The sequence below is a fragment of the Streptomyces speibonae genome, from assembly GCF_984686075.1.
In genome coordinates, this window is record NZ_OZ480260.1 from 7,956,975 (window position 1) to 7,975,975 (window position 19,001).

Genomic DNA, 19,001 nt, shown 5'->3' on the forward strand with positions numbered 1-19,001 from the left:
GTGTCATGGCACAGACCCCTGAAGCCCCCACCGATGAAGACCCCACCGACCCCTTCACACCCCCGAGTTCCGACGCGGCCCGCGCGCAGCGGGCACACGCGTCGCTGTTCCGCATCGCCGAGCGGCATGCGGCCACCGACGCCCAGCGCCGGCGGCAGTCCCACCCCGGTGTGATCAGCCCGCACGAGGCGGTTCGGCTGGTGTCGTTCCTGCTCAGCGGCGTGGCCGTGCTCGAGGACGGCGAACCCGAGGTGGACCGCGCGGACATCACGGCAGCGCTGAGCCTCATGCCGCGCGCCCGTGCCGAGATGGAGGAGCTGGAAGCGGGGCTGCTGCGGATGGCGCGGGGACGGGGCATGACCTGGCCGGAGATCGCCTTCGGCCTCGGGCTGGGCAGCCCCCAGGCGGCCCGGCAACGCTACGAGCGCCTGTCCGAGCGCGTGGACGCCGAGGCGGACTGACAGCACCGTGCGCCCGCCGGGCGACTCTCCGGCCGGGTCCGCCATGCACGGGCCGGCGGCTCGGGCGGGCGCCGCGGCCGGCGGCCGATGCCTGGGGCACGCCGTTCGGATCACGCCGCAGACGTGGCACCTGGCGAGACACGGCCAGGGCCCCTGCGGCATGCTCCACACGACGGGCGGCCCGGGATCTCCGCTCCGCGGGACGGCCGTGGTGCGGCGGGTCGGGCCGGCCCGGCCTCCTCGGCCAAGGCCGGCTAGCGGCACGGCCGGGGACGGCGGACCGGACGCGGCCGTCGCCGGGTTCCGGCCCGGTTCCGATGCGAACCGGGCCGACAAGCCCGGCACGAGTGCGCCCTTGCGCCGCCCCGCGCGGGGCACCGCCGCCTGTGACCGTGCGCGCCTCATCACACGGCGAGCGCGGCCCGCCGCCAGGCCGCGCCGACCGCCCGGTGGGCCACCGTCGTACCTGCCGCCGTCCCGGACGGCAGGTGCACCGGACGGCCGACGTGGACGTGGAACCGCGGACGGCGCACCGGCCCGGTGAGCACCCCGGCCAGCTGCTTGGGGACCGGACCGGAGGCGAGCCGCCGGGCGCCCGCCTGGCCCACCGGAACGACCGGTGCGCCGGTCGCTGCCGAGAGCCGTGCCAGACCGGTGCGGAAGGGGCGGGGCGGGGCCGGTGCCGCGTCGCGGCGCGCGGGGAGGCCGCCCTCCGCGTAGATGAGCACATGACGTCCCGACCGCACCGCCTCCGCCGCGGCAGCGAGTGCGTCCGCCGCACGGGCGGTCCTCCGTCGCACCGGGATGTGACCACCCGCGGCCAGGGCGCGCCCCAGCACCGGCACGCGCCACAGACCCGCCGTCGCCATGACGGCCGGCGCCACACCCACGGCGCGCAGCGCGGCCAGTACGACGGCTGGATCGGCCACCGAGTCGTGGTTGGCGACGAAGAGGCTGCCCGCGGCGAAGGGCTCGTCGGCTTCGAGGGTGACGGTGAGCCGCCCGAACACGGGCAGCAGGACAGCGGCGGCACGACTGAGCACGGGACGTCCTTCCGGCAGACGGAAACCTCGCCGCTCAGCCTCGCGCGCGCATCGGCGCCGCGCCTGAGTACGGGTACCCGGTCTCACGTGTTCCGGGTACCCGGCCGCAGGGAGGGACGGTCCGCGTGGCGTCCGCGTGCCGGGGGCCGTGCGGCGTATCGCCCGACCGAGGGCTGGGTACTCGCCACGTCCACGCGCGGACCCCGCCGCCGCCCGAGGCGCCCGCTCCCGCGCCGTCCGATCCGAAAGGCGGTACCCGCCATGACCGAGTACGAGCGTTCACGCACGATGCCCGCTCAGCCCGAGCATGTCTTCGACCAGGCGGCGAACGTCGACCAGATGGGCGAGTGGCTGCCCGAGGAGCTTCATGTGCACGCCGACGAACCGCCGGCCGTCACCGTGCACGAGGACCTCCGCGACGAGGACACCGACGCCCTGCTGCGCGCCGAGCCCGACCGGATGCGGCTCGAATGGGGCACGCGTGACCAGGGCTGCTACACGGGCTGGCTGCAGGTCGACGCCACCGGCGGCGGAGCGAGCGAGGTCACCGTGCATCTCTCCTTCTCCGACGACAGTCACGACCCGGGCGGGCAACGGGTGCGCGACGCCCTTGACTCGAGCCTGCGGCGCCTGGAGGACCAGGTACGGCTGCGCGTCGACACCGCGGCCGGCTGACCGCCCGGGTACGAACCGTCGCGCGGGCCGCTACCAGTGCGCGGGACGGCTCAGCGCGGGCGGCAGCACGGTGGCCGTGTCGCCCCTGGCGGCGTTCACCTGCGCCTGGGTGAGGAAGAGGGCCCCGGTCAGGTCGGCTCCGCGGAGGTCGGCGTCCCGCAGATCGGCGCCGATCAGGTCGGCCTCCCGCAGGTCCGCGCCGCTGAGATCCGCGGCGACCAGCAGGGCACCACGCAGGCTCGCGCCCCTCAGGTCGGCGCCGGACAGTCTCGCGCCGACGAGATCGGCGCCGCGGTGGTTCTTCCTGCGGCCGGGCAGACGGGCCCGGGCCAGCTCGCTCGCCCGCAGCAGCGGCACATTGACCTCGCCGCGCAGCGCGTTCACATCCAGCCCGGCGAGCGACTCCGCGCTGCCGCGGGTCAGCCCGTCGATCCGGGCCAGCGCCCGCCGCAGCTCCTCGTGAACCGGCCGGGCCGCCGGCAGGGCGAGTGCCTCGGTGACGTACCGGAGGAGCTCGTGCAGCTGCCGCATGACGGGGAAGACCTCGAACATGCGGTGCGCCGTCCCGGGCGCCCGCCCCCAGTCGGTGCCGCCGAAGGTGACCTGGGAGACCTTCTGCCGCCGAAGCAGTCGAAGACGGTGCAGCCGGGGTACCCCTCGTCGCGCAGCCGCTCGTGGATGCCGCAGCGGAAGTCGGTCCGCAGGTTCGAGCACGGCCGCCCGGCGGGCTTGTCCGCGGCGAAGTCGGCGGACCGGACGAAGGGCAGCGCCACGCAGCACAGCCCGAAGCAGGAGGAGCAGTCGGCCCGCAGGTCCGCGCGGTCCCACGGGGAGGCGGGGGCTTCGTGCTGTGACGACACCGTGCGTGCTCCAGTCGTGCGGTGAGCACTGCACACCGCGGCGCTCCGGGACCGGCCCATACTCGCAGACCGGCCCCCGCCGGCCGCACACACGGTCAACCCGTGCCCGGACCTCCGTCGTGCGGCGACGGCAACTCCGGTGCGGCGGCCCGCCGGGGCAGTTCGGCCCAGACCGTGCGTTCGGGCCGGCCGGGGACGCGGGTGACCGCCCAGTCGCTGCTGAGCGCGTCGACCAGCAGCAGCCCACGGCCGTTCTGGTCGTCCGGGCCCGGCCGCCGGAGCACCGGCAGTTCGGGGCTGCGGGCCTGGTCCTCGACCTCGATGCGGATCACGTCCGGCGTCAGCACCAGCCGGAACACCATCCGGTCCCCGGCCGAGTGGGTCAGCGCGTTGGTGACCAGTTCCGAGGTCACGATGACAGCGTTGTCGCAGTCGTCGTCACCGACGCCCCGCGCGGTCAGCAGCTCACGCACACCGTGCCGGGCGGTGCGCACCGACGCGGGGGTCGTCGGCAGGTCGAACGCGCGGGTCTCACGAACGGCGTGGGGCCCGGAGGCGAGACGGCCGGGGCCGTCCGGCTGGGGGAGTGGAGCCGATTGCCCGCCTCCGGGTGATCTGGGGGAGAGGTCGTTCCTGGCGTGTTGCAGCGGCCTGGGTAAGGGGAGCCGAGCCATCTCCGTGGGCCTTTCGTCTGCCTTCGCGCGGGGGGTACCCGTCTCACCTTGGCCGGGGGACGACCGGCCGTTTCGTGCGGCGGTACGGATCCGTGGGGACGGTGCGAACACTCTGGCACCGTCAACGGCGGCCCGCAACCGACAAGTTGAAAATTGCATCCGGCTGCGGGCATGCTGCTCCCGGCAACGCCAGATCGACTGTGTCCGAGGCGAGCGAGCGCGTGAGACGGTGAGCCCGGAACACCGATGTGAGGGGGCACGGCGTGACCGCGGAGACCGACTGGGGCGGTGCCCCTTCCGTCCTGCGCATGATTCTCGGCAGACAACTGGAGGAGCTGCGCGTCAAGGCCGGTCTCACCTACGAGGAGGCGGGCGCGGCCATCGGGGTCAGCCACTCCACGATCCGCCGGATGGAAGCCGCCAAGGTCGCCCGGCTCAGACTCGCGGACGCCGAGAAGCTGCTCCGCGTCTACGGGGTGACGGACCAGCAGGAGATCGACACCTTCCTGAAGTCGGTCCGCGAGGCGAACAAGCGCGGGTGGTGGCACACCTACCGCGATGTCATGCCGGACTGGTTCGCCGCCTACCTCAGCCTGGAACAGGCGGCCCGTCAGATCCGCGCCTACGAGAGCCAGATCGTGCACGGGCTGCTGCAGACCGAGGCCTACGCCCGCGCCCTGCTGAACGCCGGCAACCCGCACGCCCCGGCCGAGGCGACCGAGCGCCGGATCGCCCTGCGGATGCGCCGGCAGGAGCTGCTGCGGCGCGAGGCACCCCCACGGGTGTGGGTCGTGATGGACGAGACGGTGCTCCGCTGGCCGGTCGGCGGAGCGGACGTGATGCGCGCCCAGATCGAGCACCTCATCGAGATCCAGCGCCTGCCTCAGGTGACGCTGCAGATCATGCCGTTCTCCAACGGTCCGCACCCGGCCGTGCGGGCCGGAGCCTTCCAGCTCTTCCGGTTCCGGGCACGTGAACTCCCCGACGTCGTCTACCTCGACGGCCTGGTCGGCGCCGTCTACCTCGACAAGGCCGCCGACGTCGTGGTCTACCGGGAGGCCCTGGACCGGGTGAGTGCCCAGGCGACACCCGTGCGCAGAACCGAGGCCGTTCTCGAACGGATCCGCAAGGACCTCTGAACCAGGGGGAGTTCCACCAGGAAAGCCCCCGGACACCACCCGCCCCCGACGCAGCCCCCCGACGCACGAAGGAGACCGAAGGTGCCCGAGAACGGATGGTCGGCCGACCGCATCGACACCGAACACGCGCACTCCGCGCGGATCTACGACTACATACTCGGCGGCAAGGACTACTACCCGGCCGACCAGGAGGCCGGCGACGCGATGGCCCAGGAGTGGCCGGCGCTCCCCGTCCACATGCGGGCCAACCGCGACTGGATGAACCGGGCGGTGCGCTGGCTCGTCGAGGAAGCGGGGATGCGCCAGTTCCTGGACATCGGCACCGGCATTCCCACCTCCCCGAACCTGCATGAGATCGCCCAGTCGGTGGATCCCGGGGCGCGCGTGGTCTACGTCGACAACGACCCCATCGTGCTCACCCTCTCCCAGGGGCTCCTGTCCAGCACGCCGGAGGGCAGGACGTCGTACATCGAGGCCGACTTCCGCGACCCGGCGAGCATCCTGGACGCACCGGAACTGCGCGAGACCCTCGACCTGGACCGGCCGGTGGCGCTGACGGTCATCGCCATCGTCCACTTCGTCCTCGACGAGGACGACGCCGTCGGCATCGTCCGCCGGCTCCTCGAACCGCTCCCGTCGGGCAGCCATCTCGCGATGACGATCGGTACGGCGGAGTTCGCCCCCGAGGAGGTGGGCCGGGTGGCCCGCGAGTACGCCGCCCGCGACATGCCGATGCGGCTGCGCACCATCGACGAGGCCCACGAGTTCTTCGAGGGCCTGGAGCTGGTCGAACCGGGCATCGTCCAGGTGCACAAGTGGCACCCGGACGGCACCGGCGAGCAGGGCATCCGGGACGAGGACATCGCGATGTACGGAGCGGTCGCCCGCAAGCCGTAGCACCCCGTGCCGGGGCCCCCGCACCGGGCCCCGGGCCCGCTCGTCACTCGCTACCGAGCCGGCGAGGGCTGGTAGCGGGCATGGCCGGTGTGCCAGACGAACGAGTGGGTGATGCCCTCCAGCGCACGCGCGTGCGCTGTGAGCGTGTCCGGAGAAGCGTGGGCCAGGTCCGTGATCCCTTGCCGGACGACGGCCGCTTCGTTTTCGCACATGCTGCTCGCGCGTGCGAAAGCCTCTGCGATGGTCCCGCCATGCCGCGCCTGCAGCAGGGTGGGCAGGCTCAAGGGCTGCTGTGGCCCACGCTCCAGCTCTCGCTCGTAGGAGGCAAGGTCGTTGATCCAGCCCGCGAGATTGGCGACAGCGGTCTCCGAATTCCGCACCGCCGCCAGAGCCCGCTGGGTGTCCGTCAGTTCGTAGCCCAGGACGATCTCTCCCGCAGCCATGATCGTCCTGACGAAGACGGTGTGAGGACGCATCGCCAGATAGGTGGCGAGGGCGACCCTCTCTGGTTTCGCGATGTGATGCGCTTCCCAGACCAGCCCCATGAGAGTGTCACGCAGGCTTGCCGCAAGCCGGTGGTACGCGGCGGCGCCGGCACGAGCCCGGAACCGGGCGAGCAGGTCGTGCAAGGCGGCAGGGAACGGGTCCGGCGTGCGAGACGCGGTGCCGTCGGCCAGGACGGGCATCAGCTCGCTGATGCGGTCGACGAGAGCTGTCGGTCCCCCGACGGCGTTTCCCTCGGCGTGGGTGTCGTCGAAGGCGGTGAGCCACAGGAGGAGTTCCGCGAACAGCGCGAGTTCGTCCGCGTCCGCGGTGGGGAAGGTGCGCGATGCTCCGTGACCCGCGATGTTCACCAGAACCTCCCTGGCCCTGGCGGAGGGGAGCAGCGGGTGCTCCTCCAGCCACTCCAGGAGCCGGTGCTCCGTACGCTCACCGTGCGGGCCCGCAGGGAACGGCCCGGGGAACGTGGCGGTGAAGTCCGGTCGAGGCAGCATCGTCCCCCCATCGCCGGTGCCGGTCACACGGCCTCCCGGTGGTGGTCGACGGGTGTCCGCGCCTGGGCGGTCATGCGCAGCGTGGAGGGGTGCAGGGTGATCGCTCCGACCGGCCGAACCGCGGGTCCCGGGACGGGCCGCAGTCGCCAGCGGGACGCGATCAGCGCCGTGATCAGGGTCGCTTCGGCCAGGGCGAACTCGTTGCCCATGCATTGTCGCTTCCCCGCGCCGAACGGTATGAAGGCCCCCTTCGGGGGTTGTGGACGTTCCGGAAGCCAGCGGTCGGGATCGAAACGGAGCGGGTCCGGGTACAGGGCGGGATCGCGGTGCAGAGTGTAGGGACTCCACACGATGTCCTCCCCGACCCGCAGGTCCATGCCTCCGAGCCGGACGGGTTCGATGGCTTGACGGGTCACCAGCCATGCCGGGCTGTACATGCGCAGACTCTCGTTGACCAGTCTGCGGGTGAAGGTGAGCCGTGCCAGAGTCCGCGTGGTCAGGGGCTCGTTCGTGAGGACCGTGTCGACCTCGCTGTGCAGTTGCCGCTCCAGCTCCGGGTGACGGGCCAGCTCGTGGAAGAGCCAGGCCAGGGTGACCGCGGTGGTTTCCGAACCGGCGGCGAGCAGGCCCGTGACCTCGGACAGGATGTCCTCGTCCGCCAGCGGCGTACCGTCCGGCTCGCGGGTGTTCAGCAGCAGTGACACGATGTCGTCGTAGGAGTCCGGATGCGCCAGGTGGTCCGCGATGACCTCACCCACGGCGGTGCGCATCACCCGGCCGGCGCGTTGCGCCCGACGGTTTCCCGGGGTCGGCAGCCGTTCCAGCAGGGGGAAGGGCAGCAGGGCACGGCGGAGCGCCGCGGCGAACAGGGTGTCGACGCTCTCGAGGATCGCTTGCCCGGTGTCGCGGTTGAGGGTGGTGGAGAACAAGGCCGCCATGACGACGTTCTGTGTCATCAGCTGCATCTCGGTCTTCAGGTCCATGAGGCCCGCGCCCTGCCATGCCGCGATCATCGGTTCGACGGTGGTGTGCATGGTGCGGATGTACGTATCGATCTGCTGGTGGTGGAACGCGGGCTGCATCAGCCGGCGGCGGGTCAGATGCCGGCTGCCTTCCGCGACCGGCAGGGCATCCTCGCCGAAGAGCTTCAGCTTCTCGAAGAGGAGCCCCTTGCTGAAGTGTCTCGATTGCGTGGTGAGCATCTCCTGGAGGAGATCGGGGGAGTTGACGACGGTCACGGCTTTCGGGCCGATCGAGATACGCACGATCGGCCCGTGCTCCCGCAGGCTCTGAAGAAAGGTCAGGCGATTCCTCACCAGGGGCACCGCGTGTCCAATGAGCGGTGCACGTCCTGGAGCGTAGGGCGGAACATGAGGGGTGGCGTTCACCTGGGTGCCTCCGTAGGCGATCCGTGCTGTACGGGCGTCGCGGCGTTTCAGGGCCGGTGTGTCAGCAGCAGTTCGAGCGCTGCTGACACTTCGGCCTGGGCCATGGCCTGGGGCGCGTAGAGGGTCTTGTCGTGCCAGAGGGCGGGGTGGCGGTGGCCGGACGAGCGGGAGACATCGCGCAGGATGTGCTCGGCCCGCCTCAGCGCCTCGGTCACCTCTGACCTCGCCGCGTGCTCCGTGGAGTTCAGGAGAATGTTCACGGCGTAGGCGGTCTCCTCGGCGGTGCCGTCCCACACCCCCCAGGAGCCGTCGTCGCGCTGTGTGGCCAGGACCCAGTCGGCTGCCGAGCGGACGGCCTCGCGGGTGGTGGGCCCGGTGTGCCGGGAGAGCGCGGTGACACACCGCTCGGTGGCGTAGTAGGGGGAGGCGTGCCACTTGTCGTGCCAGGCGCCGTCGGGTTGCTGCTGGGCGAGGAGCCAGTCCCGGGTGGTGTCCATACGGGTTCGGAGCGTGTTCCCTGCCGTGGGCCGGTGACGCGTGCAGGCGGTGAGTGCCTGGAGAGCGTGGGCGTTGGCTGTGATGGAGCCGGTGTCCTCGCCCACGTAGCAGTCGTAGTGATCGCCGGCCTCGAAGGCGGCGAGCGGAGCGGGGTCACGGGCCGTGCCGACGAGGACGGACACCAGCACCGCCATGGCGGTGTCGTCGGCGTCGGGCAGCAGGCCCGGGGCACCGCGTACCCCGGTGGCGTCGTAGATCTCCGCCACCCAGGTGCGGATCGAAGGCACACAGTCGGCGGGCAGCCCGGGACGGGCAAGCGCGGCCGCGACCCAGAGCCGCTCGAAGACGGAGATCGGCGAAGCCTCCGGGAAAAGACCGTCATAGCGGTCCGCCACGGCAGTCAGCGCGGTGACCGCCTGTTCCCGGCCGGAGCCGGCTGCGGTGGCCAGCCAGGCGGCGGTGGCGGCGGGGGAACTTCCCAGCAGCCCGCCCGGGACGGGGGGCACCATCCGTGGCAGGTGGCGGGCGATGCCTTCGAAGGTGTGGTGCAGCTTGAGCGGCACACCGCCGCCTGCCCGGCACCGCTCGGCCATCCGCTCGGGCAGCGCCGCCTGAAATCCGCGGGGCTCGGTCAGTCGCGCTCCGCGTGCCCACGGGCCGAGCCGGGGCTGCGCAGCGACCTCGGGCCGGCTCAGGTGCTCGTTGATCAGGAGGACCAGGTCGGGGACGAGGATCTCGATGGCCGCCGTGTCCGGCCATCCACCCGTCCTGAACAGATCCCGCAGCGAGGCGAGACCGGCGTCGGCGGCCGCGACGAGGCGCGGGCGCGGGACGGCTGCCGCCGTGTCATGGCGCAGCGTCGACAGGAGGGCTTCCGTGGCGGCGAGTGTCGGCAGCAGCCGGTACGGTGCTGGGCCCTCTCCCCAACTGCCCGCGGATGACTGCTGTTCCAGCAGCCACACCAGACGCCGTTCGTGTCCCTCCAGCCATGGTGACCAGGACGTGACCCGGGCAGTCTCGTACAGCGAGGGACGGACATCGCCCCAGGCGTCATCGCTGACCGATGCGACCAACTCCTGGGCCTGTTCACCGTAGGAGCCGGTGCGGCCGGTCCGTATTCGTGTTGTCGGGTGATGCAGGAAGTTCATGCGTTCCTTTCCGTAGCCATCCATACGAGCTGGCGTAGCGTTTCGGCGACGTCCTTCGGCAGGTCGGCCGCTTTCAGAATGGCGAGAGCGGCGTCCCGCCGGGAGGCGATCATCGTTTCGACGCGGTGCCGGGCGCCGGTGGTCTCCAGGATGGTGCGCACCTGGTCGATGTCCTCGGCAGTCAGGTCCGGACTGCCGAAGAAGGCCTTGAGCAGGCGTCGCTCGGCCCTGGGAGCGGCCCGGAACGCCAGAGCCATCGGCACGGTGGCCTTGCCCTCGCGGATGTCGTCTCCGACCGGCTTGCCGGTCCGTGCCGGATCACCGAAGAGGCCGAGGAGGTCATCGCGCAGCTGAAACGCTTCTCCCACGGGGATGGCGAAGTCGGAGCACAACTGCATCAGTTGCGGACCGCCGTCGGCGACAGCGACACCCAGGTGCAGAGGCCGCTCCACGGTGTACTTCGCCGTCTTGTACCGGGCGACCCGCAGCGCGGCGCCGACGTCTCCGGTGATCCGGCCGGTGGACAGCAGGTCGAGGTACTGCCCGTACACCAGCTCGGCGCGCATACTGTCCACCAAGGGCAGGACTCGGCCTCGCGCGCGGGCTTCCAGTCCCGCGCCGGCCAGCATCTCGTCCGACCACACGAGCAGGAGGTCACCGAGGAGAACGGCGGCACCCCGGCCGTGTGCCTCGGCCCTGCCGCGTTGCCCGCCGGCCGTCACGTACGCGGCGGACAGCGCACGGTGGGCCGATGGCTGTCCGCGGCGGGAGTCGCTGTCGTCCATGACGTCGTCGTGGATCAGGGCGAACGTCTGGAACAGTTCCAGAGCGGCGGCGACACGGAGGATGGTGGGGACATCTCCGGGTGCGCCTCCGGCCTGCCATCCCGCCACACACAACAACGGACGCAGTCGCTTGCCGGGGGAGAAGAGCAGCCGTCGGAGGGTGGCGAAGAGGGGTTCCGTTTCCGGCCCGAGCGCTGACCGCTCCTGCTCGTCGACGAATTCGGCGAGTACCGCGTCCACCTCGTCACGAACGGATATGGGGGTCGGGATATCAGTGGTGCCCCGTACAGTCCCGAGCATCGATTGACGTACCTTCCGTGAAGTGTGAACTCCATGCAGAGTCGCCCTTTTCCTCGCGGGCAGGCAGAACGCGGCCCCCGGGGTGTACCTCCCGGGGGCGATCGGTGGGCCGGCTGTTGGTGTTGGTGTGGGTGATGGGGATCAGGCGGACACGGAGACGCTACCCGTCGTCGTCCTCCGGGAATCCGATGCCTGTGGAGTGAAACGGCAGGGGAGTGCGGTGAGGACGCGGTAGATGGGGCCCGGCTGGTAGGTCAGTGTGGCGGCCGGCACGGTGAGTTCGATGTCCGGCAGTCTGCCCATCAACCGCTCGATGGCCGCGACCGCGACCACGAGCACGATGTTCTCCGCGGGGCAGGCGTGCGGTCCGGCGGCGAAGGCCAGGTGTGCCTTGTGGTCGGAGCGCTGTTCATCGGGCACCTGATTGGCGTGCGGGCAGCTGTTGACCGCAGCGTAGGAGACCATGACGGGGTCTCCGGCTTCGAAGGCGCGTCCGTGGAAGGTCAGGGGGTGCCGTGCCCTGTGGAGGCTGTACATGGCCAGGGGCGGGTCTTCCCAGAGCACCTCGTCGATGGCGTGCCGGATGGGCAGACTCCCGGTGGTGAGGGTGCCTCGGTACCGCTCGTCGGAGAGGGTCCGCGCGAGGGTGTTGGCGATCAGGCCGGCCAGCGTGCCGTAGGCGGCGCCCTGGGTGATGAGTACCTGGTTGATCACCTCCTCAGGGGTGAGCCCGTGCGGATGGTCGATGAAGTAGGAGGTGAGGTCGCGGCCGCGCCGGGCACTCTTCATGGCGTAGAGGCCCCCCAGATAGGCCGTGAGGGCCTGCTCTCCTGCCTCCTTGGCTTGCGGGACGGTGCTCAGCAGCGCCTCGATGGCCGACATGAGCTGGTCCGCACCTTCGTCCGGCATGCCGAACAGGGTGTTCAGGACCATGAGCGGCAGCCTGCGGGCGTACTGGGCGACCAGGTCGGCCCGTCCCGTGCGGGCGAATTCGTCGAGGAGGGTGTCGGCGTGGCGCCGGGTCACCTCGCGCAGGTGCTGGGGGTCGAGCAGGGCGAAACTGTCGGTGATGACCTTCCGCAGATGTGCGTGCTCCTCGCCGTCCGCGAAGAACAGACTGGGACGCCACTGCAGGGGCTCCTTGACCGGGCTGTCCGCCGGCACATTCGTGTCCCAGCCGCGGGTGTCCTTGGTCCAGTTGTCGGGGTCCTGGAGCAGGTCGAGGGCGGCCCGGTAGTCGGTGATCACCCACACGACGAGTCCGGGATCGACCTCGGCACGGCCCACCGGGCCCTGCGCGCGCAGCAGTTCGTAGCTGCGCTGGGGGTCGGCGGCGTGCTCCGGTCCGTACAGCGGAACGGCCTCGGGGATGGCGGTCACCGGCTGCCTCCGGAACGCGATACGAGGTGGGCGGCCAGCGCCCGCAGTGTGTTGAGACTCGAGTCCCAGTCGCGTGCGTCGCAGATGACCAAGGGAGTGTGGTCCTCCAGGTCGAGCTTGAGGCGGAGGGTTTCCTCGTCGTGCGCGGGGGAGTCGGGGAACTGGTTCACGGCGACGGCGTAGTCCAGGCCGCTCTCTTCGATGAGGTCCATGACCTCGAAGGAGTCGGCCAGCCTCCGGGTGTCGACGATGACCAGCGCGCCCAGGGCGCCACGGGCGTAGTCGCTCCACAGGGGCTTGAACCGACGCTGACCGGGCGTGCCGAACAGATACAGGACGATGCGCCCTTGGGAGAGGGTGAGACGGCCGAAGTCGATGGCCACCGTGGTGGTCTTCTTGTCCGTCACCGAGAGCTCGTCGATGTCGGCTGCCGCGTCCGTCATCACCTCCTCGGTGTGGAGGCTCGGAATCTCCGACAGCGTCTGGATCATTGTGGTCTTGCCGATACCGAAGGGCCCGGCTATCAGGACCTTCACCCGTTGCTGGTTCGTATTCGGCAGGTAGACCGGTGTGCTAGAGGGCGAGGAGCCCATGCATAACCTCCTCGAGGAGGGCCCTGCTGGGCCGTCCGGCATTCGTGCGGGGAGCAAGGGCGTCAGGAAGCGGCGCGGCGGCGCGCAGGTGACCGTCCGACACCAGCTGTGCGGCGAGCATCTTCACCACGCCGACCGGAAGACGCAGATAGCCCGCGATCTCCATCACCGTCAGTCCGCCGTCACTGACCAGGTCGAGAAGCCGCTGATGAGCGGGGGTGTGATGAGGCAGCGCGGACCGGCCGGTGCCCGTTAACGCGGTCAGTTCTTCGAGGGCGCTGTGCTCGGGTGCGTTGACGCCTCCGGTCGCCAGGTAGCTGGGGACCAGACGTCGCGCCGGGCCGGGGCTCATGATGCCGGGCCCTGGGAGCGCGTCGGTACCGACATCAGCGCCTCACCGAGGTTCTTCGCCTGCCGTGCCAGCGTGTGCGCGACGATGTTCATCGGCACCTCGGTGCCGAAGGACGCGGCGATGAACGCGTTGGCTCCCCCGGCGGGCATGACCATGAGCGTTCCGCAGGCGTCGAGCTGCACCGTGATGGTGGAGATCGGGGTCTCCTCCGGGGCCTCGAGCGATACAACGGCCGCCGCCCGTGCGGCCCCATGCAGAGCTGACACCATCGCCGCCATGCCTTCGGACTCGTCCCGGCCGAGGCTGCCCGAGGCCCCCACCACGATGCCGTCGGCGGAAAGAATCAGCGCATGCCGTACGCCGATCTCGGTGATCGGTTCCAGGACCCAGGACGGGTCGGGGATCTGCTGGCTGAGAGTTGACTGGCTCAAGACTTGTCCTTGTTCTCGGAATCGGTGCCGTCGCGTCCGGCGGCAACTGCCTGCTCGAAGTCACCCCACGCGGCACCGGCCTCCTCCGGGTCCACCGGCCGAGCCGCACGGGTCAACGAGCGGCTACGGGAGGACCCGCTCCGGCGGCGACGCTGGGGCAGCGCGCCGGCGTCTCTCGGAGACGGTGCACTGACATCACGCAGTCCCTCCACGTGCTTGGCCTGCACCGCGGCGACGGGCGGAACCGGCGAGCGGGGGGCCGGGGCCGGCATGGCCGCCATCGCCGACGGCGGCTCCGCCGTCTCGTCGATCGTGGTCAGCAGGTGCTTCGGAACGGCCAGTACGGCACGCACCCCGCCATAGGGCGAGACCTGGTCCACCGACACGTGGAAACCGTGGTCGGCGACCAGCTGTCCGATGGCCGCGAAACCCAGAGCGGGCGGGTCGCCCAGCTCAGTGATCAGCAGATCGGCGGCATTCTCGCCCGACACCAGCCGCGCACCGCGCGCGACCGCCTCGCGGGTCATGCCCTTGCCGGCGTCGTCGATCTGGATGCACACACTGCCGTTGTCCGTCTGCAGCAGGGTGACCTCGACCGCCAGATCGCCCCGGGAGGACTCCAGCGCGTTCGCCATCAGCTCGGCACAGGCCACCGCCACCGGTTCGGCGGCCCGTCCCACGATGCCCACGCCGCCGGTGGGCAGCTTCGTGTGGACCTGGATCCGCTCGAATCCGGACAGACGCGACGTGGCGCCCGCGACGACGTCCGGGAGATGGGTGTCCGGCCGGACCAGACCAGGCCACGAACCACTCACGATGGCCGCCTTCTGCACCAGACGGAGAACCTGCTCGTTGAGCTGGTCGATGCGGAAGTACTCCCTGAGGACCTCCGGATCACGGCAGTCGCTCTGCAGATCGTCGATGAGTGTCTGCAGCCGGAAACTCTGCGCCTGAATGGCGGTGCAGGCTCCACGAAGCGCAGCCCGAGCGGCGGAGTCGATACGGCCCCGTTCACTGATCAGCGTCTCCACGAACAAGTCATGTACGGCCTGGATCTGGTCCGCGTAGTCGCCGCCGTCGTTCAGCAGAGGGCCGGGAACCGGATGGTGATCACTGATCAGGTGCAGAGCCGCAGCCGGCAGCCGGCGGTTCACAAGGTGACGCAGTTCTTCCAACTGCGCCTTCTCACGGGCTTGGAGGGCCGCCAACGCCTGGTTCTGCGTGGCCAATTGCTGGTCGAGCACGGCATTGCGACGCGAAAGGGCCGCGCGGGATCTGGCCAGAGCCGCCACGGCCAGGCCGCCCACGACGGTTGTCGCGCCCAACACCGCGACAGCGGCTTCGGGATTCGAGGTCACGGACAGGAGTCCTTGGAGAGTAGGGGCCGGCTGCCTGAAGACGTCGAACAACGACAAGATGTCCAGGCCCGTCAGGCAGACTCGGCGCTGTGGGTAAGGCAGGGGCACGTCCGTCCGGCCACCGTGTGAGGCGGCCCGCTTCCCCGAGCACCATGCCCTCAGGAGACCTGCTCGTGGCGTGCCCGCACCGAAGGACGGTACGCGGACACACCAGGCGAACTGGGGTCAACGGGAGGGAGGACATTTCGCTCCGGACGGCAACGGTCAGCTGATGCGGAATAGTACTCACATAAAGATCAGCTGGTGCCGTGTTCACGGAGCGTCCACAACTGCCCCCTGAGCAGGCGCGCTTCACTGTCCCAAGGCACCGCGGCCGAGGACCCGCAGAAGCTCTCCGCGCTCGCCGCCGGACTCGTCCCACAGCAGCCCGTAGGCGACCACGCGGTCGCCGTCCAGTACGAGCCAGGAGTCACGTTCCAGATCGGTTCCGGGACGCTTCAGGTCGGCCTGCACGGTGTGCAGGCCGGTCTCGGGCCGGCCGATCTCGATCTCGTCGACCCGGTTGAGGAGTTCGGTGACGGCCGGGGCGTCGGTGAGCGCGGCGGGCCGCAGTGTGAGGGGCATGAGACCCAAGAGTGCGGTCCCGGCGGTCCCGGCGGTCCCGGCACAACGGCTTTTCCGGGGCGGCCCCGGACCGCTCGTGGACAGCTCCCCATCGCCGGCTGCGCCGGCCGCGGCCCGCCGCGCCCACAGCAGGGGCTCCCATCCGGCCCGGGGTGCCGGCCTGCACGCCTGTCCCGCCACGGCCCCGGCCTGGTCATCGCGACCACCGCGATCGAACGGCTGCTCAACGCGCCCGATCCCCGTGTCGCGACGGCGTCCTTTGCGCGCGGTGCGACACGAGGTGGAACGGGGCCGACCGGCCCTGGCCATCCGGCCCCGGACCGGCGAGGATTTTTCCGCAACCCTGCAACGCGGAGAATGAGGAGTACGCGATGGCGGACGGCGAGCAGCCCGGCCCCGACAACCCGATCCGGGTCTTCCTGCTGGACGACCACGAGGTGGTGCGGCGCGGGGTGCACGACCTGCTGAACGACGAGCCGGACATCACGGTGGTCGGCGAGGCCGCCACCGCCGAGCAGGCCCTGGTCCGCGTCCCCGCCCTGCGCCCGCAGGTCGCGGTGCTCGACGTGCGGCTGCCCGACGGCGACGGCGTGAGCGTGTGCCGCGAGCTCCGCTCGGGCATGCCGGACCTGGCCTGCCTCATGCTGACCTCGTTCGACGACGAGGAGGCCCTGCTGGACTCGATCATGGCCGGCGCCTCCGGTTACGTGCTCAAGCAGATCCGCGGCTCCGACCTGGTGACCGCCGTCCGGACGGTCGCCCGGGGCCAGTCGCTGCTGGACCCCAGCGCCACCACCAAGCTGATGGCGCGGCTGCGCGGCGGACAGCAGAAGGAGCAGGAGCGCCCGGACGCGCTGCCGGGGCTGACCGAACGGGAGCGGGAGATCCTCGCCCTGATCGGTGAGGGGCTCACCAACCGGCAGATCGGCCAGCGTCTGTACCTGGCCGAGAAGACGGTCAAGAACCACATCTCCCGCCTCCTGGCCAAACTCGGCGTGGAACGCCGCATCCAGGCGGCGGTCATCGCCACCGAGGCCCGCGACCGCCTCCGCCCCGACAGCCACTGACCCCTCGCCGGGTGCGCTCCCGCCACCCGCGCCGGCGCCACCCGCGCCGGCGCCACCCGCGGCGCTGGTGCGCCCGGACCGGGCTCGGCCGTCCGGTCCGCACGGGTGGATCCCGGGTCGGGCCGTGCGGTCTGTGCCACCGAGGCTCGGGCTCGCCTGCGGCGCGAGGGCCGGTGACGTGTCACCGCTCCCCGGCGCGCCGCCCGTGCCGGGCACCTGGGAACGCCGCCGTCCGGCGCCGGGCGGTGCGGAGACGGACCGGTCGTCCGGGGGGAGCGCCGTATCCACCTCGCGGTGATCCCCGCGTACCGCGAACCACTGAGCCGTCACCGGTACCGAGGCCCCTCGGTACGGGCGCTTCCAGCACCCCACCCGTGGGCCGGTGCGTTCCGGTCGGGCCCGGTCGGCCAGGAAGTGCGCCGGGTCCTGGCCGCGGTGATCGCTACCGGATCCGGGCCGTCTGCGCCCCGCGTACCACGGCCCCGTCAGCGGGTTCTCGGCGGCCGCTTCCGGCACTGATGCGTCTGGGCCGGCCCGGCCCTGCCGTGGGTGCGCGCGTCCGGGACGCGGTGTGGGCACCCTTCGGTGGGGCAGGCCGCTTGCCGGGCCCGGGGCGGGCGGGGTGGGTGAGACAGGGCCGGTCGACGGTCGCTGGGGGTCTTTCGGCCCACGGGGCGGGGGTGTCGGGCGGGGGATGCTGTGGGGTGACGGGCCTGGAGTTGTCGGGCCGTTGCGTCACCCTGGCCGGCCGCGTCTTCTCATTCCACGGGCCGGGCAGCAGGCGCCGCGGACTCTCGGGGCCGTCATCGTCCGGGCGTTGCTCAGTCGTGCGGCCGGACACACGCGGTCCACCCGCCCCGGGCAGGGCGTGGTGGACCGCACCGTTGTGAGGGACCAACGGCCCCCGCGTCGGGGACCGGTCGGCCGCAGTGCGACCGGGGCCGGGTCCGGCAGGCTGACGGTGACCGACCCGGAGGTGTCCCGTGTACCACCGTAAGCAGCGTGCGTGCGGCCGTTTCCCCCGCCGATCCCCGTCACGCACGCCGCGCACGGTCCGGGCCGGTCACCGTTCGGACGTCCGGGGAACGCGATGAGCGGCCCCCGGGCGATCCGGCGGCAGCACCAGGACGTCGCCGAGCGGCCGTTCATCGTCATCTGGGAATCCACCCGCGCCTGCCCGCTGGCCTGTCTGCACTGCCGCGCCGAGGCCGTCCCCGACCGCGATCCGCGCGAGCTGGACACGGCCGCCGCCAAGGACCTGCTGCACCAGGTCGCCGCCTTCGGACAGCCCGCCCCGCTGTTCGTCATCACCGGCGGTGACCCGTTCCAGCGCCCCGACCTCAACGAACTGATCGCCCACGGCGCCGAGGCGGGCGTCCGCGTCGCCGTGTCGCCGTCCGGCACCCCGACCCTCACCCCCCGGCGGCTGCGGGAGGTGCGCGACGCAGGCGCGGTCGGTGTCTCGCTCAGCCTGGACGGGTCCACCGCCGAGCTGCACGACGGCTTCCGCGGTGTGCCCGGCGTCTACCGGTGGACGCTCGACGCCTGGGACGCCGCCCGCGAGATGGGCCTGAAGGTGCAGATCAACACCACGGTCACCCGGCACAACCTGCACGACCTGCCGGACATCGTCCGCCTGGTCCGCGACCACGGGGCCATGCTGTGGAGCGCCTTCTTCCTCGTGCCCACCGGCCGCGGCCGCCGGCTCGGTGAACTCACCCCCGCCGAGACCGAGGACGTCCTGAACTTCGTGTACGACGTGGGACTGACCGTGCCCGCCAAGACCACCGAGGCCCACCACTTCCGCCGGGTCGCGCTCCAGCGCAAGATCCTCGCGGACACCGGCGACGACCACGTGGCCGTACTGGGGCTCGGACCGCTCTACCGGGAACTGCGCGAGCGCTCCGCCCGGCTGGGCCTCGACACCGGGTCCAGAAGGGCCCGCCGCCCGCCCCTGGACGTCAACGCCGCCAGAGGCTTCGTCTTCGTCTCGCACACCGGCACCGTGCACCCCAGCGGGTTCCTCCCCCTGGGGGCGGGCAGCGTACGGACGCGGCCCCTGACGGAGATCTACCGCTCCGCCGCGCTGTTCTCCGCCCTGCGGGACGCCGACGCCCTCGCCGGCCGGTGCGGGCGGTGCGAGTTCCGCCGGGTGTGCGGCGGGTCCCGGTCCCGCGCGTACGGGGTCACCGGTGATCCGCACGCCGAGGAGCCCTGGTGCGGCTACCGGCCGGGTTCCTTCCCCTACCAGGAGGAACTGGCGGCGCTGCTGCCCGACGGCCCGCCCGACGAGGCTCCCGTGCGGCACACGGCACGGGGGAGGTGAGCCGGTC

At 71.5% G+C, this 19,001-nt stretch carries 17 protein-coding genes and 2 pseudogenes; 6 read left to right on the forward strand and 13 right to left on the reverse strand.

Annotation, left to right across the window (positions count from 1 at the left end):
* Nucleotides 1–5: 5 nt before the first annotated feature.
* Entirely contained in the window at nt 6–461 is a 456-nt protein-coding gene (locus AC5L3C_RS35540; protein WP_493653196.1) for a DNA-binding protein, read from the forward strand.
* Between the two features lie 404 nt (nt 462–865).
* On the opposite strand, the gene AC5L3C_RS35545 is transcribed toward AC5L3C_RS35540, so the two are convergent.
* The gene (locus AC5L3C_RS35545; protein ID WP_493653197.1) at nt 866–1,504 is read right to left on the reverse strand and encodes a lysophospholipid acyltransferase family protein; all 639 of its coding nucleotides are present in this window, start codon (nt 1,502–1,504) and stop codon (nt 866–868) included.
* Nucleotides 1,505–1,765: 261 nt separating this feature from the next.
* On the opposite strand from AC5L3C_RS35545, the gene AC5L3C_RS35550 reads away from it, so the two are divergent.
* Nucleotides 1,766–2,179: an SRPBCC family protein gene (locus AC5L3C_RS35550; RefSeq protein ID WP_493653198.1), complete on the forward strand. Its 414-nt coding sequence runs from the start codon at nt 1,766–1,768 to the stop codon at nt 2,177–2,179.
* A gap of 30 nt (nt 2,180–2,209) precedes the next feature.
* Here the strand turns inward: AC5L3C_RS35550 and AC5L3C_RS35555 are convergent.
* Nucleotides 2,210–3,039 (reverse strand): annotated as a pseudogene (locus tag AC5L3C_RS35555) (pentapeptide repeat-containing protein).
* 95 nt (nt 3,040–3,134) lie between these two features.
* Nucleotides 3,135–3,554 (reverse strand): ATP-binding protein, encoded by a 420-nt coding sequence (locus AC5L3C_RS35560; protein ID WP_493654165.1) that lies wholly within the window; start codon nt 3,552–3,554, stop codon nt 3,135–3,137.
* Between the two features lie 422 nt (nt 3,555–3,976).
* Here AC5L3C_RS35560 and AC5L3C_RS35565 point away from each other — a divergent pair, with 422 nt between their 5' ends.
* Entirely contained in the window at nt 3,977–4,852 is an 876-nt protein-coding gene (locus tag AC5L3C_RS35565) for a Sco1979 family transcriptional regulator (RefSeq protein WP_493653199.1), read from the forward strand.
* 81 nt (nt 4,853–4,933) lie between these two features.
* Nucleotides 4,934–5,749, forward strand: a complete 816-nt coding sequence (locus AC5L3C_RS35570) for an SAM-dependent methyltransferase (RefSeq protein WP_125509607.1) — start codon at nt 4,934–4,936, stop codon at nt 5,747–5,749.
* Between the two features lie 50 nt (nt 5,750–5,799).
* Here the strand turns inward: AC5L3C_RS35570 and AC5L3C_RS35575 are convergent, their stop codons facing one another.
* The 10 genes and pseudogenes from AC5L3C_RS35575 to AC5L3C_RS35620 all read right to left on the reverse strand — a co-directional run.
* Nucleotides 5,800–6,603 carry a terpene synthase family protein gene (locus AC5L3C_RS35575; RefSeq protein WP_493653201.1) on the reverse strand — a complete coding sequence of 268 codons (804 nt, stop codon included), beginning with the start codon at nt 6,601–6,603 and terminating at the stop codon, nt 5,800–5,802.
* A 164-nt stretch (nt 6,604–6,767) separates the two neighbouring features.
* Nucleotides 6,768–8,132 (reverse strand): cytochrome P450, encoded by a 1,365-nt coding sequence (locus AC5L3C_RS35580; protein WP_493653202.1) that lies wholly within the window; start codon nt 8,130–8,132, stop codon nt 6,768–6,770.
* 47 nt (nt 8,133–8,179) lie between these two features.
* Entirely contained in the window at nt 8,180–9,778 is a 1,599-nt protein-coding gene (cldB, locus tag AC5L3C_RS35585) for a copalyl diphosphate synthase (protein WP_493653203.1), read from the reverse strand.
* Nucleotides 9,775–10,863, reverse strand: coding sequence for a geranylgeranyl diphosphate synthase CldA (cldA, locus tag AC5L3C_RS35590; RefSeq protein ID WP_493653204.1), 1,089 nt, complete (start codon nt 10,861–10,863; stop codon nt 9,775–9,777). The genes cldB and cldA overlap by 4 nt, the downstream gene beginning before the upstream one ends.
* A gap of 141 nt (nt 10,864–11,004) precedes the next feature.
* On the reverse strand, nt 11,005–12,243 hold the full coding sequence (locus AC5L3C_RS35595) for a cytochrome P450 family protein (RefSeq protein WP_125509617.1): 1,239 nt from the start codon (nt 12,241–12,243) through the stop codon (nt 11,005–11,007).
* Nucleotides 12,240–12,836: a GTP-binding protein gene (locus tag AC5L3C_RS35600; RefSeq protein ID WP_125509619.1), complete on the reverse strand. Its 597-nt coding sequence runs from the start codon at nt 12,834–12,836 to the stop codon at nt 12,240–12,242. Before AC5L3C_RS35600 ends, AC5L3C_RS35595 begins: the two co-directional genes overlap by 4 nt.
* On the reverse strand, nt 12,817–13,188 hold the full coding sequence (locus AC5L3C_RS35605; RefSeq protein WP_125509621.1) for a DUF742 domain-containing protein: 372 nt from the start codon (nt 13,186–13,188) through the stop codon (nt 12,817–12,819). Before AC5L3C_RS35605 ends, AC5L3C_RS35600 begins: the two co-directional genes overlap by 20 nt.
* Nucleotides 13,185–13,619 carry a roadblock/LC7 domain-containing protein gene (locus tag AC5L3C_RS35610; RefSeq protein WP_125509622.1) on the reverse strand — a complete coding sequence of 145 codons (435 nt, stop codon included), beginning with the start codon at nt 13,617–13,619 and terminating at the stop codon, nt 13,185–13,187. The genes AC5L3C_RS35605 and AC5L3C_RS35610 overlap by 4 nt, the downstream gene beginning before the upstream one ends.
* Nucleotides 13,616–14,977, reverse strand: coding sequence for an ATP-binding protein (locus AC5L3C_RS35615; protein WP_493653206.1), 1,362 nt, complete (start codon nt 14,975–14,977; stop codon nt 13,616–13,618). Before AC5L3C_RS35615 ends, AC5L3C_RS35610 begins: the two co-directional genes overlap by 4 nt.
* A 396-nt stretch (nt 14,978–15,373) precedes the next feature.
* Nucleotides 15,374–15,601: pseudogene (locus AC5L3C_RS35620) on the reverse strand (GNAT family N-acetyltransferase); the annotation flags it as partial.
* 371 nt (nt 15,602–15,972) lie between these two features.
* On the opposite strand from AC5L3C_RS35620, the gene AC5L3C_RS35625 reads away from it, so the two are divergent.
* The gene (locus tag AC5L3C_RS35625; RefSeq protein WP_125509625.1) at nt 15,973–16,668 is read left to right on the forward strand and encodes a response regulator; all 696 of its coding nucleotides are present in this window, start codon (nt 15,973–15,975) and stop codon (nt 16,666–16,668) included.
* A gap of 1,090 nt (nt 16,669–17,758) precedes the next feature.
* On the forward strand, nt 17,759–18,994 hold the full coding sequence (locus tag AC5L3C_RS35630) for a TIGR04053 family radical SAM/SPASM domain-containing protein (RefSeq protein ID WP_493653208.1): 1,236 nt from the start codon (nt 17,759–17,761) through the stop codon (nt 18,992–18,994).
* Nucleotides 18,995–19,001: the final 7 nt, after the last annotated feature.